At 53.9% G+C, this 14475-nt stretch carries 11 protein-coding genes, 1 tRNA gene and 1 pseudogene; 6 read left to right on the forward strand and 7 right to left on the reverse strand.

Features of this window, described 5'->3' with window-relative positions:
• Window positions 1-154 precede the first annotated feature (154 nt).
• On the forward strand, window positions 155-421 hold the full coding sequence (locus PLU01S_RS16670) for a ParD-like family protein (protein ID WP_074828945.1): 267 nt from the start codon (window positions 155-157) through the stop codon (window positions 419-421).
• The gene (gene map, locus PLU01S_RS16675) at window positions 418-1209 is read left to right on the forward strand and encodes a type I methionyl aminopeptidase (RefSeq protein ID WP_074828949.1); all 792 of its coding nucleotides are present in this window, start codon (window positions 418-420) and stop codon (window positions 1207-1209) included. Before PLU01S_RS16670 ends, map begins: the two co-directional genes overlap by 4 nt.
• Before the next feature lie 50 nt (window positions 1210-1259).
• Here map and PLU01S_RS16680 read toward each other — a convergent pair whose 3' ends face one another.
• From PLU01S_RS16680 to PLU01S_RS16700, 6 genes and pseudogenes are all read right to left on the reverse strand, one after another.
• Window positions 1260-1559: a hypothetical protein gene (locus tag PLU01S_RS16680; protein ID WP_074828952.1), complete on the reverse strand. Its 300-nt coding sequence runs from the start codon at window positions 1557-1559 to the stop codon at window positions 1260-1262.
• A 104-nt stretch (window positions 1560-1663) separates the two neighbouring features.
• Window positions 1664-2527 (reverse strand): methyl-accepting chemotaxis protein, encoded by an 864-nt coding sequence (locus PLU01S_RS26635; protein WP_376748368.1) that lies wholly within the window; start codon window positions 2525-2527, stop codon window positions 1664-1666.
• Window positions 2519-3337: pseudogene (locus PLU01S_RS26640) on the reverse strand (MCP four helix bundle domain-containing protein); the annotation flags it as partial. The pseudogene PLU01S_RS26640 and the gene PLU01S_RS26635, both read right to left, overlap by 9 nt.
• A 196-nt stretch (window positions 3338-3533) precedes the next feature.
• Complete coding sequence (locus tag PLU01S_RS26200) at window positions 3534-4694, reverse strand: hypothetical protein (RefSeq protein WP_233432226.1); 1161 nt, start codon at window positions 4692-4694, stop codon at window positions 3534-3536.
• A gap of 999 nt (window positions 4695-5693) precedes the next feature.
• A tRNA-Arg gene (locus tag PLU01S_RS16695) sits at window positions 5694-5770 on the reverse strand.
• Window positions 5771-5978: 208 nt separating this feature from the next.
• Complete coding sequence (locus tag PLU01S_RS16700; RefSeq protein WP_074828959.1) at window positions 5979-6764, reverse strand: IclR family transcriptional regulator; 786 nt, start codon at window positions 6762-6764, stop codon at window positions 5979-5981.
• Between the two features lie 229 nt (window positions 6765-6993).
• On the opposite strand from PLU01S_RS16700, the gene maiA reads away from it, so the two are divergent.
• The 4 genes from maiA (at window position 6994) to fahA (ending at window position 11505) form a co-directional block, all read left to right on the forward strand.
• Entirely contained in the window at window positions 6994-7626 is a 633-nt protein-coding gene (gene maiA / locus PLU01S_RS16705) for a maleylacetoacetate isomerase (protein ID WP_019366112.1), read from the forward strand.
• Window positions 7627-7755: 129 nt separating this feature from the next.
• The gene (hppD, locus tag PLU01S_RS16710; RefSeq protein WP_019366113.1) at window positions 7756-8832 is read left to right on the forward strand and encodes a 4-hydroxyphenylpyruvate dioxygenase; all 1077 of its coding nucleotides are present in this window, start codon (window positions 7756-7758) and stop codon (window positions 8830-8832) included.
• Between the two features lie 61 nt (window positions 8833-8893).
• The gene (gene hmgA, locus PLU01S_RS16715; RefSeq protein ID WP_074828961.1) at window positions 8894-10204 is read left to right on the forward strand and encodes a homogentisate 1,2-dioxygenase; all 1311 of its coding nucleotides are present in this window, start codon (window positions 8894-8896) and stop codon (window positions 10202-10204) included.
• Complete coding sequence (gene fahA, locus PLU01S_RS16720) at window positions 10201-11505, forward strand: fumarylacetoacetase (RefSeq protein ID WP_074828964.1); 1305 nt, start codon at window positions 10201-10203, stop codon at window positions 11503-11505. The genes hmgA and fahA overlap by 4 nt, the downstream gene beginning before the upstream one ends.
• 33 nt (window positions 11506-11538) lie before the next feature.
• Here the strand turns inward: fahA and PLU01S_RS16725 are convergent, their stop codons facing one another.
• The gene (locus PLU01S_RS16725) at window positions 11539-14244 is read right to left on the reverse strand and encodes a bifunctional diguanylate cyclase/phosphodiesterase (protein WP_074828967.1); all 2706 of its coding nucleotides are present in this window, start codon (window positions 14242-14244) and stop codon (window positions 11539-11541) included.
• Between the last annotated feature and the right edge of the window lie 231 nt (window positions 14245-14475).

The raw sequence follows: 14475 nt of genomic DNA on the forward strand, positions 1-14475 counted from the left end.
TAAAGAGCTCGCTTATATAAATATGATCTTGCTTATAACCATTTAATTTAAAAAAGGCACAGCCATCCTCCATTAATCCCATGGAACGTCCATTTTCCTACGCAGTCATACACGTTAGTATATGGATCATATACATTTCATATAGGGTGAATGGATGGGTATTGTCAAAGTCTCGGAAGGTATGCATGAAAACCTGCGTATCGCCAGTAATGCACTTTGCCGCTCCATCAATGCTCAGGCGGAGCACTGGCTACGAGTAGGCATGCTGGCGGAGCTCTATCCTGAGCTGAATCATCGGGATATCTGCAAGCTGCTGATCAGTCTGGAGCAACAAGGCGGTTTTGACCTGAACTGCCTGAGCGCGATGGAAGATGCCCCACACGTCCAAGCAACAATCAAACAGGCGGGAGCCGGACAATGAGAAAAGCGGTTTCGATAAAGACACCTGAAGAAATTGCCATGGCGCGCAAGGCAGGCAAGCTGGCAGCCGATGTGCTAGCGATGATTGCCGAGCATGTGAAACCTGGCGTAACGACCGAAGAGCTAGACCGCTTGTGTCATGACTATATCGTAAACGTACAAAAAGCCGTTCCGGCCAATATTGGTTATCACGGATTTCCGAAAACGGTCTGCACTTCAGTCAATCATGTGATCTGCCACGGTATTCCTTCTTCTGAGACGCTGAAGGATGGCGATATCGTCAATATCGATGTAGCGGTCATCAAGGATGGCTGGTACGGCGATACCAGTCGCATGTACTTTGTAGGGGAGCCCTCTGCTCAGGCACGCCGCCTAGTGGAAACGACTTACGAAGCCATGTGTGCAGGTATTCGTGAGGTCAAGCCCGGCGCAACGCTGGGAGACATCGGTCATGCGATCCAGACCGTCGCGCACCGTGACGGCTTTAGTGTCGTTCGTGAATACTGCGGGCACGGTATCGGTAAGGTTTACCACGACGAGCCTCAGGTGCTGCACTTTGGCAACCGTGGCGAAGGGATGAAGCTGCGTACAGGAATGATGTTTACCATCGAGCCTATGCTCAATGCCGGCAAGCACCAGACCAAGACTCTAGGTGATGGCTGGACGGTCATTACCAAGGATCGTTCGCTCTCGGCGCAATGGGAGCATATGGTTGTTGTGACAGAGAGCGGGTTTGAAGTGCTAACGCCATGGCCAGATAGCCCCAGCGGTTATACCCCCATCGTCTAATTGGCGATGACACGGTCGGCAGGGGTGCGATGGGCGCCCTGCCAGGATGATTATTGTGCCTGGGTACGGGTTGCTTTGTCTGGATGTGTCGAGCTTACCGCTGACTCATTAGACAACGCCGCATCTGCCTTTTGCTGATCTTCAACCGCTTCTTGCTTCTGCTCCTGCGCAGCGTTGGTATGTGTCTGTCGCTCGGCAGGATTCTCAGCTGCTGCCGCTTTTTCCTGATGTTCCTGGGCATTCTGCGTATGCTGGGCAGCGTCCTGCGCCTTCTGCTCGGAAGGTTTGTCACAGCCCGCCAAGGGAAGTAGAAGGGCAGTCATTACGGCAACGGATAGATACTTCAACATGGATAACTCAACTTATCAGCTAAAACGTCATCCGCTTGGAATACCGATTACTCGTTGAGTTTCTTCCTAACCGTAACAATTTATTGATTAGCTAACTAATTTCCTTACAGGCGAAACCGCTGGACCGTCCGGTTAAGCTCCGAGGCCAATGCAAGCAACTCTATACTGGAGCGACTGGTTTGCATTGCACCTGTCGCCGTCTGGGTAGACAACGTTCGAATACTGGCCAGGGCGCTATCGACAATATGCGCAATCTGAACCTGCTCATTAGCGCCTGCTGCAATGGCTCTATTCTGCTCACGAATAGCCTCGCTGGCAATAGTAATCTCGAGCAGTGCCCGGTCAGTCGCTTCCGCCTGCTGCAAGGTATGACAGGCGTGCTCTGCAGAGGATTGAAGACTGGCAACGTTCTGTTGAGTACCTTGATTCACGTCATGGACCAACGCTTCGATTTCGTTGGTGGAGGCTCGCGTACGTAGTGCCAGGGCACGCACTTCATCGGCTACCACAGCAAAGCCTCTGCCCTGCTCACCGGCGCGTGCAGCCTCAATGGCCGCGTTCAAGGCAAGCAGGTTGGTCTGTTCCGAAACAGATCGAATGACATCCAGTATTCGGGTAACGCTCTGCGTCTTTTCAGCCAGCCCGGCCGCCTGCTCGGAAGCCCCTAATACACTGCCTGCCAATTGCTTGATGGAGGCAATGGTGTCGGTAAGCTCGCGTTTGCCCAATATGGCGGCCTCGCTGGAGGCAAGCGAATTCTGTGAGGTATTGGCAGCGCTAAGCGCAACCTCTTCTACAGCCTGGCTCATTTGCGCCATAGCCTCAACGGCCTGGCTTACCTCATGGTTTTGCTGTTGCAGATGGGAAGCGCTGCTTTCCATGACAGCGCTCATCTCATGCGCGGCAGTAGTAAGCTGTGAAGACGCTGACTCGATATGTGACAGCGTCTCGTGCAGACTACCCTGCATGCGCGCCAGTGCCTGCAACAGCCGAGCCGCCTCGTCTTTACCTTGCGACTGAATAGACTGACTCAGATCTCCCTCAGCAATGATCTCGGTGATCGCCACAGCCTGTCGCAAGGGCACCAGTATGCTGACACTTAGCCGCCAGGCCAAGATCATCATGAGTGCCAGCACTGTCCCAATAGTGACAAGGGCAATCAAGCGCGTCTGTTGATAATGCGCCTGTGCCGAGGTGATGGATTGGGCAGCACTCTGCTTATTCAACTCTCTCAACAACTGCACCTGCATATCCATCAGATCGCCCTGCATGCTCAAGGTCGTATCAGAAAGCATATGCGCATCCTGGGCCCTGCCCTGTTCAATCAGCCCCATCTCATCTCGCAGACCCGAAAGAAAAACCTGGTAGGCGTCCTGAAGCGCCCTGATTGAGTCGCGCTGGGTAGCATCCGAAGCCTGTTGCGAATAGAGTTGGAAGTTCTGCTCAAGTTGTCCCGTTAGCTGCTCGACGGCAATCTTCCCATTGATCAATACCGATGGATCTTCCGTAGTGGTCAGAAATCGCAGGGATTCTGTGCGTAGTTTGCCCAGATCAATTGCAATCGCATCCGCCAGTGCAATGTTGGCAAGCGCTCCGCTTTCGATCATCTCGCCCTGCTGGCGAATCTCGTGCATCTGTATAAGACAGAAGCTGCCCAACCCTACGAGCAGCGCGGCCGTAACCCCAAAGCAGACAATCAGGCGATTCCTGATGCCCATACGGCGCAGAAGTGGAAGGGATGCAGAAGACTTGAAAAAGCGCAGGACACTTAATGGCATGTTCACGGAACGACGACAACCATGGCAATAAAGACTGCCCCGCTTATATCAGCCGATCATGATAGCTTAATGACAGCCCATCCCCCCCTGCCTGGCTGTCGTCGGCCTGCCTATAATAAAGAAAGCCTACAGACCAGCACTGCCAGGCCTTTCAACCCAGCAATGCTGGCAGAGAGCAAATTTGAACCCTTCCTGATCAGTGTTGGGTCAACGTAGCTGTATTGCTCAGCCCGGTCTGCATCAAGGTTGCCTGATTACCCTGCCCGGTGCGCTCTAACGTAACAGACAGGCCTGACCCTTGCTGGGTTAGCTGGAAGTTGTCATTGATGGTCTGGCGTTGTGTGAGGCTCATGTAGTTGTCATCGCCTATCTGCGATACATCCAGGGAGCTATTCTCAACGCCGGCCTGCACCAGATCCATGGTGTTTCCATTGCCATCTTGTGTAGCAATGATGCTGTTTGAACCGCTGGTGGCAGATTGGCTGACCGTCATGATGTTGTCATCACCCAACTGATTGGTAGTCAGGCTTGCACCGGCGGAACCAAAGTAAATACTAGCACGCCCTCCCTGATCAACCGTGACGCTATTATTATTACCGTTCTGGGTAAGCCGTGCTGTAGCGTTCAGAGACTGCTCGACTGTCGCCGTGTTGCCGTCGCCATACTGAGTTACCCGCGCAAAAATACTGCCCACATCAACATCTTTGGGACTGACGCCATACTGCTGGAGCTGGACACTGTTTGCGTTGCCTTGCTGTTCGACAGCACTGGATACATTCATATCTCGCTGTATAGCGGTGATCTGGTTAGTATCACCCGTCTGGGTAGCAGTAAATCCACTCAGGAAGCCATCCGTCCCCTGCTCCAGGTTAATGATATTGTTGTTACCAATGGACGTTGTGTTAATTGTTGCAGCACCAGAGGTGGTACGTGTCAAGGTATGAATGTTCCCTGTACCATTTTGCTCTCCTGTCACAGAGCCGCTGCCATAATACGTTGTATCATTTAACGTGTACTGGTTAGCACTGCCCGCTTGCGTCAGGGTTACTTCGTTCTCACCGCTTTGGTAGATGTTGGCAACCTGGTTATCTCCTCCTTGCGTTACTGTTACTCTAGCATCCTCAGTCGCTTCGTCCTGATAGACCGTGGCGGAATGGCCGGTCCCATCCTGTTCGATACGCTGATAGCTGTTGTTACCCAACTGAGTTTGCTGCGCCTGATGGGACGTACCGGTTTGAACCAGCTCTGCCGTATTGCCATCACCAGCCTGGTTAATTTCCGATACATGCATTTGAGCAACAGCAGAGGCAGAGATAAAGGCCATGGAAATGGCCGCAAGCATGTTGAAACGACGCATATCGAATTCCTTATAAGCATGCCCAGTTAGATCGACCCCTCTTTATAGAAAGGTCGGCGACCAAACGAAACAACAAGCTTTCCGTTTGCTCTTTAGCTTTCCAGTGAATACTGGTAGTACAAGCGTAGCTGTCGGTAAGTCTATTACCATACAGCCCGACGAAAGGATTTACTTAGCACTTTAGCAATCTTTTTTATTTGCCTTACTGTTGCACAAAGGCGGCTTGAATATAGCCAGTTGCCATAATATTAATTCTTTATCTATATTCCTTCAAAAAGGAATTAATACCGTCTTCATATTTTATCCAGATGTACGTTATTCCACTCATCGCCAGCTGTTGGAATAATGAACTCAGGCCTGCCCGCTGGCGGGCTCCTTGCTGCAGCGCGAAACCTGATTAAACCTGGCTTTCAGCACAGGAGTTGGCCATATGGCTCCTGCTGCACCAAGGGATGCAAGAGCATCACTCAAATGAACCCATATTATCCAACATACTTATTTCTAATGTCAGCGCTAAATTGGTCAATCAGCTAAAAATAACGATAATTCAGAGCAGCAGTGGCGTTAACTTTATTAACTAACAACAACAGCTATCAGTTATGCTTAGGCATTAACATGTCATTTCATCAACAGACTGAAACAATCAAACACGGTCATCCCGGGTGATAACCCAGTCATCTTTAGCCGCTCTGAACCTAGTATTTAACAGGTGCTTAATACCCGTCAATTAACAATTGACTTATAAGTAATAATGAGTTCAATGCACAAGGCATGTATAAATCGCATTGCTCTATATTAAATGAGCGGACGTTTTTATTAAGCCAGGCTTTTCCAAGATTGATGAAGTAGAGAACTATAATTATATGAGCAACCCATGAGTTTTACCTTGAGTGCAAGGCGATTCACGAGCAAGCAGGCAGGAGGGAATTCAACTCAAGCGAAAGCCTTTCTTGCAGGCATGAAAAAAGGGCTTGTATTTCTACAAGCCCTTTTAGGAGATGGCGCGCTCGAGAGGATTCGAACCTCTGACCGCTCGGTTCGTAGCCGAGTACTCTATCCAGCTGAGCTACGAGCGCGCTGTGGGTGCCAGTATAGGGATATTTCTATAGTTGTAAAGCTATTTTTTCAATAAAATCAGCGAGATAGAAAATAGCATCTCCAAAAGAGGCATATGCATAGGCCTATTGCCCCTTTCCTCTCCAGCAAACCAAACCTGATAAGCGGCTGTGACGCGCCTGGCTCCACGCTGCTGGCCAGCGTTCTTCTAACGCTTATCTGGTGTATTTAGGCGAAGGAACCGCCCATTCGTTGGCTGATCGCCTCGGCGGTTTCAAGCAACCGTTGTGCAGCCAAACTACCGGGCTCGGCAGAAAAGCTTTGTGCCGCCCCTACGATGGTCAATACACCTACAAGCCGATTCCCCGCGGCAAACACCGGTGCCGAAAGCGCATTGACTCCCTCCATGAGCAGGCCATGAATTGAGTGCAGTCGATGAGCACGGATAGACGCCATAGTGTCAGCCAGCACTTTTTGAGTGGGTGCGCCCGCCTGACGTAGCGCCTGCTTTCTTAACGGAGCCGTTTCGCTATCCGGCAGGAAGGCATTAAAGACCAGCCCCGTAGAAGAACTCAGCAATGGAAGTACGGATCCCACCTGGGTTACCAACGTTACTGCACGGACGGCCTGCTCCACATGCACCACTGCCGGACCGTGGTTGCCCCACACCGCTAGAAAGCATGTTTCATTGACTGCATCACGCAGTGTGGCCAGCCTTGGAACACTCACTTTCACGACATCCAGACGCCCCAGGGCTGCCATGCCAACATACAACGCCGCCGGGCCGAGACCATAATGATTGGTAGCCTCGTCCTGCTCGGCAAACCCACTGGCAATCAGTGCCTGCAAGTAGCGGTGCACCTTGCTGGCGGGCATCTCAAGATGCTCTGCGAGTTTGGATAACGACGTCGCTGGCGCCAGATCAGCCAGACCCTTGAGAATATCGGTGCCGACTTCAGCCGACTGAACCTTTTGGCGTCGGGACGACTCAGGAGCCTTCGATTCGTTTGCCATGTCTACAACCGCTACTGTGGGGAGGCGGTGTTATAGCGTGACCGCCTTCAGGATTCAATTTACAAGCAAGCAACACTTACAGAATCCTTGATGTACAAGGTAACCCTTTAGTCATGAATGTCTGCCTGGCTTGACAAGCCGCAAGGTCTTGGCGCACATTCCACTAAACGTAACTGATTTACGCATTATAAAAGACTCATAGGAGTCGCTAATAAAAGCGGTGTAAGTCATGGATCTCTTTACCTATTACCGTTCCACTTCGTCCTATCGCGTGCGCATTGCCCTGGCGCTCAAGGGGCTGCCTTACGAGGCGATACCGGTAAACCTCATCAAGGATGGCGGTGAACATCGGCGTTCGGACTACCTTGCGCTCAATCCACAAGGTCGTGTCCCGCTGCTGCGCACGGATGAAGACACACTGATTCCTCAATCGCCCGCTATCCTGGAATACCTGGAAGAGCGCTACCCCGAAACGCCTCTGCTGCCAGAAGACATACTCGCACGCGCCCGACATCGGAGCGTAGCGGCCATTATTGGCTGCGATATCCATCCCCTGCATAACGTGTCGGTACTGAACCGCCTGCGCCAGTTGAACATTGCCGAGGCAGACGTATCCGCCTGGATTGCGCATTGGATCAGTGAGGGACTTAGCGCTGTAGAGGCGTTGATAGGCGATGAAGGCTTCTGCTTTGGTGAAGTAGGCCTTGCCGATGTATATCTGCTGCCACAGCTTTATGCTGCGCACCGTTTCAACGTGTCGCTGGAATCGTTGCCTCGAATTGCCCGGATTGAACGCCTGGCGTTAGAACATCCGGCGTTCCAGCAGGCTCACCCCGACGCTCAGGCGGATCGACCGCTATGAAATCCTTTGGCTTCAAGCTTCTGATGGGCGACCACTTGGCTCGCAGCACCCGTGGCCTCTCCTGCGCGCCGCCATGGTCTGGGTACTGATTTTCCTTACCTAATCCATTTGTTTATGCAGGAGCCTGTCATGGCCGATCTATTTGAAAACCCCATGGGCCTCATGGGTTTCGAGTTCATTGAATTCGCCTCCCCGACCCCTAACGTCATCGAGCCTGTACTGGAAAGTATTGGTTTTACCCACGTAGCCAACCACCGTTCCAAGGACGTTGCGCTGTATCGTCAGGGTGATATCAATGCCATTGTCAACCGTGAACCCAAGAGCCATGCGGCCTATTTTGCTGCTGAACATGGCCCTTCCGTGTGCGGTATGGCCTTTCGTGTGCGTGATGCTCACCAGGCTTACTACAAGGCACTGGAAATCGGCGCTCAGGCCGTAGACATTCCTACCGGTCCGATGGAGCTTCGCTTGCCAGCCATCAAGGGCATCGGTGGCGCACCGCTGTACCTGATCGATCGTTTCGAGGAGGGCAGTTCAATCTATGACATCGACTTCGTTTTCCTCGACGGTGTTGATCGCAAGCCGGTCGGGGCTGGTTTAAAGATCATCGACCACCTGACCCATAACGTGTATCGGGGCCGTATGGCCTATTGGGCAGACTTCTACGAGAAGCTGTTCAACTTCCGCGAGATTCGTTACTTCGACATCAAGGGTGAATACACCGGTCTGACCTCCAAGGCCATGACTGCGCCAGACGGCATGGTACGGATTCCGCTGAACGAAGAGTCTTCAAAGGGGGCGGGTCAGATCGAGGAGTTTCTCATGCAGTTCAACGGCGAAGGTATCCAGCATGTTGCCTTTCTGACCGATGATCTCATCAAGACCTGGGATGCGCTCAAGGCCTGCGGCACCCGCTTCATGACAGCACCACCAGAGACCTACTACGAGATGCTTGAAGGCCGCGTGCCCAACCATGGCGAGCCAACTGGAGAGCTGCGCTCGCGGGGCATCCTGCTGGATGGTACCTCCGAAGGGGGTGAGCGTCGCCTGCTGCTGCAGATCTTCTCCGAAACGCTGTTGGGCCCTGTGTTCTTCGAATTTATCCAGCGCAAGGGTGATAGCGGCTTTGGCGAAGGCAATTTCAAGGCGTTGTTCGAGTCGATCGAGCGCGACCAGATCCGCCGTGGCGTGCTAACTACCGAGTAAGGTCATGGGCGGCCGGTACGCCGGCTGCCCTGTCGGACATGCCCAGAATGAGAATCAAGCCATGAATGTACATGCACAGGGCCTGGATACCCTTCCCTATCAGTCCGGCTTTGGAAACGAATTTGCCAGCGAAGCGCTTCCAGGCGCACTGCCGGTTGGGCAGAACTCACCTCAAAAGGTCCCGTACGGTCTTTATACCGAACTGTTATCAGGAACTGCCTTTACCGTTCCGCGCACGGAAGCCCGGCGTACCTGGCTCTACCGGATTCGCCCGTCGGCTAACCATTCAAAATACAAGCGCCTTGACCGGCAGCTGGCGCATGGCGGCCTCGGTGAAGTAACACCCAATCGCCTGCGCTGGAATCCAATCGCGCAGCCGCAGATCCAGACTGATTTCATCGACGGGCTGGAATGCCTGACGGCTACTCACGATGCGGCGCAGACTACGGGCGTAAGCATCTACCGCTATGCAGCCAACAGCTCAATGTCTCGGGTCTTCTTCAATGCCGATGGCGAGTGGTTGGTGGTTCCCCAGGCCGGGCGACTGCGCCTGGCAACCGAGCTGGGCATTCTACAGATCGGACCGCTGGAGATTGCGGTTATACCTCGGGGCATGCGCTTTCGTGTCGAACTGCTCGATGGCGCGGCCAGCGGGTATGTCTGTGAAAACCACGGACAGGCGCTTCGTCTGCCGGACCTGGGACCCATTGGCAGTAATGGTCTGGCCAATCCACGCGATTTTATGGCTCCAGTGGCCTCTTACGAAGAGCGTGATGAGGCAACCGAACTGGTACAGAAATACCTGGGTGAACTGTGGTCAACCACGCTGGATCACTCACCTCTGGACGTTGTGGCCTGGCACGGCAACAACGTACCCTACAAGTATGATCTACGCCGCTTCAATACTATCGGTACCGTCAGTTTTGATCACCCCGATCCGTCCATTTTTACAGTCCTGACCTCACCGAGCAGCACTCACGGAATGGCAAATATCGATTTCGTGATTTTCCCGCCACGCTGGATGGTGGCCGAAAACACCTTCCGGCCACCCTGGTTCCATCGCAACCTGATGAATGAATTCATGGGACTTATCCAGGGTGCCTATGATGCAAAGGCCGGCGGCTTCTCACCGGGCGGAGCCTCCTTGCACAGCTGCATGAGTGCTCATGGGCCGGATCATGTATCGACGACCCAGGCGATCAACGCCGAGCTGAAGCCATACAAAATCGATAACACCATGGCCTTCATGTTTGAGACCGGGCCGGTATTAAGACCCACCCGCCATGCTCTGGAAACCGCAACCTTACAGGCTGACTATGACGCGTGCTGGTCAGGGTTGGGCAAGACGTTTCACCGGGAGGACCCTCTATGAGAACCGAGAATCCACGTCTGAGTTGGGTAGCCTCTGCCAACAGCCATATCGATTTTCCCTTGCAGAATCTGCCCCACGGCGTGTTCAGCCCTCCTGGCGAGACGCCCAGGGGCGGTGTCGCGATTGGGGACTATATTCTGGACATGCGTGTTGCCTGCGAGGCGGGTCTGTTCAGCAGCGCGGCGCAGTGTGCCGCCGAATACGCAGCAGGTACCACGCTGAACGCCTTTTTCGCGTTGGATGCAACCGAGCGCCGTGCTTTACGCGAAGAGCTACTGGCATTACTGGACGAATCGAGCCTGCACCGCACGCGCATGCACGCGCTGGGCGATACGTTATTGCGCCCGATGAAGAGCTGCCAGTTGCATATGCCAGCCAAGGTCGGTGACTACACCGATTTTTATGTAGGAATCCATCACGCCACGAACGTGGGCAAACTGTTTCGTCCGGACAATCCACTGCTCCCCAATTACAAATATGTTCCCATCGGCTATCACGGGCGGGCATCCACCATTGACGTATCCGGAGCGCCGGTCATAAGGCCGAAAGGACAAACACTTCCACCAGGGCAGAGCGAGCCGGTGTTCGGTCCCTGCAAGCGCTTGGACTACGAGTTGGAACTCGGCGTCTGGATAGGCCGAGGCAATGCTCGGGGCGAGGCCATCTCAATTGGCAATGCCAAGAACCATATTGCCGGGCTATGCCTGCTCAATGACTGGTCGGCTCGTGATATCCAAGCGTGGGAATACCAACCGCTGGGCCCGTTCCTGTCCAAAAGTTTTGCTACGACGGTTTCCCCTTGGGTGGTTACCGCCGAAGCCCTGGGTCCGTTCCGCTGCGCGCAACCGTCCCGGCCGGCTGGTGATCCTCAGCCGCTCTCCTATCTGCTTGATCCAACCGACCAGGAAACGGGCGCGCTGAACATTGAGCTGGAAGTATTACTGCGCACGGCAGCCATGCGTGAGCAGAATCTGCCGGCTCAACGCGTGGCCTTGAGCAATAGCCTGAACATGTACTGGACTCTATCGCAGCTTGTTACTCACCATACTGTGAATGGATGTAGCTTGCAGCCGGGGGATCTTTTCGGTTCCGGTACGCTTTCAGGGGAACAACCGGACAGCTATGGAAGCCTGCTGGAAACAACCGTAGGAGGCAAGCAGCCGCTAACGCTACCCAACGGTGAAACCCGCACGTTCCTGGAGGATGGTGACGAGGTTATCCTGCGGGCCCGTTGCCACCGTGAAGGTTATGCCTCGATCGGATTTGGCGAGTGCTCCGGTATCATTCAACCGGCACGCTGAGACCAAAGGGCACTATACGGTGCCCTTCTTTTCCTAAAGCAGAGAATCCATCAGTGCCTTCAGCGCCTCGATTCGCATCGGACGAGCAAGGTAGTAACCCTGCGCCTGGTTACACTTCAACCGGGCCAGTACATCCATCTGCCGTTGGGTTTCCACCCCCTCAGCCGTGACAGTCAATGACAATGCACGGCCCAATCCGATAATGGCCTCGATAACCGCCTCCCCATTCGAGGAAGTATCCAACCCGGCGATAAAGCTGCGGTCGATCTTGATTCCATCGAAAGGATAGGTATGCAGATAGCTCAGCGATGAATAGCCGGTTCCAAAGTCGTCCATGGCCAAACGAACGCCCAAGGCCTTAAGCCGGTGCATGACTTCGCGCGCCGAATTGGCGTTATCCAAGACGACGCCTTCGGTGATTTCCAGCTCAAGCTGATGAGGCGGCAGCCCTGTTTCTTTCAGAACAGCCATGACCCGGGCAACTACATCACTACGCTTGAACTCCAGGGGTGAAAGATTCACCGAGACAAATGTATCCGGCGCCCACAGTAACGCCTCAAGGCAGGCTTTGCGCATCACCCAGTCACTCAAGGAGACAATCAGGCCAGTCTCCTCCGCAACGGTAATGAAGTGGTAAGGCCCCAGGTAGCCCCGAATGGGATGTTCCCAGCGCACCAGAGCCTCTGCCCCTAACATTCGTTTTTGCGCTGTGTCGAAGCGGGGCTGGAACTCCAGGCGCAACTCGTCCCGTTGCAAGGCCAGCTTCAGATCACTTTCTATTTGGCGCCGGGCCAAAATACGGGTATTCATCTCCTCGGAATAGAATTGCCAGGTGTTCCGGCCGGCAGCCTTGGCTTCATACAGGGCGATATCGCCAAGCCTGAGCAGTTCATCGGTCCGCTGACCATCCTGTGGCGCACACACGATACCGATACTGCTGCCAATGATGACTTCCTGATCACCAATCTGCACGGGCTCGATAATAGCGGCCAGAATTCTTTCACAGAGCTGCTCGATAGCGGAGCGTCCGGTCACTCCTCGCAGGAGAATAACGAACTCGTCTCCTCCCATGCGTGCAACGAATGTCTCACGTCCCAGACTGCTCTTTAATCGATGCGCGATTTCCATAAGGACCCGATCACCGGCCGCGTGACCCAGCGTGTCGTTTACCGGCTTGAAATTATCAAGGTCCATGCAGAGCAGTAAGAGGGGATTGGCCAGCGTAGGCTTGGCGCCAAGCTGACTTTTCAATCGTTTGTACAAGGCACGCCGGTTTGGTAGCCCCGTCAGGCTGTCCTCCAGCGCTTCGCGTTCCCGGCGCTCCTGCTCGGCTCGGCGTTCAGAGATGTCATGTAGAAAAGCGCTGTAAAGCTTATGGTCTAGAGCATCAACAGCTGTCACCTTGAGCTCTACAGGGATACGTGCGCCGTTACGGTGGTGCACCATGATTTCAAGTGCAGCCCCCTCGCCCAGGTCCATTTCCCCAGAAAGATAACGGCTAAGACCGGCCTGGTAGTGATCACCGATGGATGAGGTCATGATGAGCCGGTCTACCGGCTGCCCGACGGCATCCTCACGGCTCCAGCCGAACAGTGCCTCCGCCTTGCGGTTCCAGTCTACGATACGGCCGGCTTCGTTCATGCTGACATAGGCATCACTGCTATTCTCAAGCACTGCACTCAGCTCGGCTTCACGCTTGCGAAGGGCCTGCTCGGACTGCTCCTTCTGTTCGAGTGTTTCGGTCAGTCGCTCATTGGCCTGCTGAAGATCCTGGGTTCGGACATTGATACGCTGCTCCAGATCATGGTGCAGTGCCGCCAGTGACAACTCAGCCTCTTTGCGGGCTTGAATATCCTGTCCAACACGGACGTAATAATCCAGCTCACCCTGATCATTGACATGCCGGGTACACGTCAACCGTACCCAACGGTGCTCTCCGTTCTTGTGCCGGTAACGCTTCTCGATTTCGTACCGGTCGATCTCTCCGTTACGCAACTGATTCAGCAGCTCAAGGTCTTGAGCCATGTCATCAGCATGGCTGAGCTCGGCAAAATTCATGCTCAGCACTTCATCACGTTGAAATCCCAGCATGGCGCAAAACGTCTCGTTGATATCGAGCCACTGCCCTGTCGGCGTCAATAGCGAGATCCCCACGCCTGCCCGCTCGAAGATCGTGCGAAACCTGGCCTCGCTGGCCTTGAGTTGGGCAGTGGACTGCTGTAATTGCTGCCAGGTCTGAACAGCCGTTTCACGCCGCTGAATTTCTCGACTGATGACTCCGGCCAGGGCCTCAAGGGTTTCCAGCTGCTGGTCCGTCAAGACTCGCGGATAGGTATCAATCGCGCAGAGCGTACCCAGTGGATGACCGTCGATACTGTTGACCGGAACGCCTGCATAGAACCGAATATAAGGCTCTCCGATGACCAGGGGATTGTGGGAAAAGCGAGGATCTTCCAGCGCATTGTTTACAACAAGCGGGCCGCGCCGCTGGATGGCATAGGAGCAAAAGGCCCTCTCGCGAGGCATTTCGTTAATAGAAACGCCCAGCTTGGATTTGAACCATAGCCGCTCCGCATCTACCAGCGAAACAAGCGTAATGGGCAGATCAAGCGCATCAGAGAGCAGCTGCGTCACCTGATCGAATACAGCTTCGGCCTCGGTGTCGAGTATTCCAAGCGCTTTGAGAACGGCGATTCGCTCAGCCTCGGCCATCAAGTCGCTGGTGTATAAATCACTCATGAGCCAATTACTCTCATCAGACGGCAAGCTCGTAGTCAGCAGCAACAGCGGCGCATTGAGCCGGAGGTATTGCTAGCGAAGTCACCACTTGGCGGTACAAATAGAAGATAGGATTGCGTCAGGTTATCGACCGCCACCGTAATAGCTTTATGCCATTCGTCCGCAAACGTCCGGCTTCTATCCATACAGGGGGTTATGACCGTAAACTCATGCCTTAAGTCCAACACAGGC

Source organism: Pseudomonas luteola NBRC 103146 (assembly GCF_002091675.1).
Lineage (GTDB): Bacteria > Pseudomonadota > Gammaproteobacteria > Pseudomonadales > Pseudomonadaceae > Chryseomonas > Chryseomonas luteola.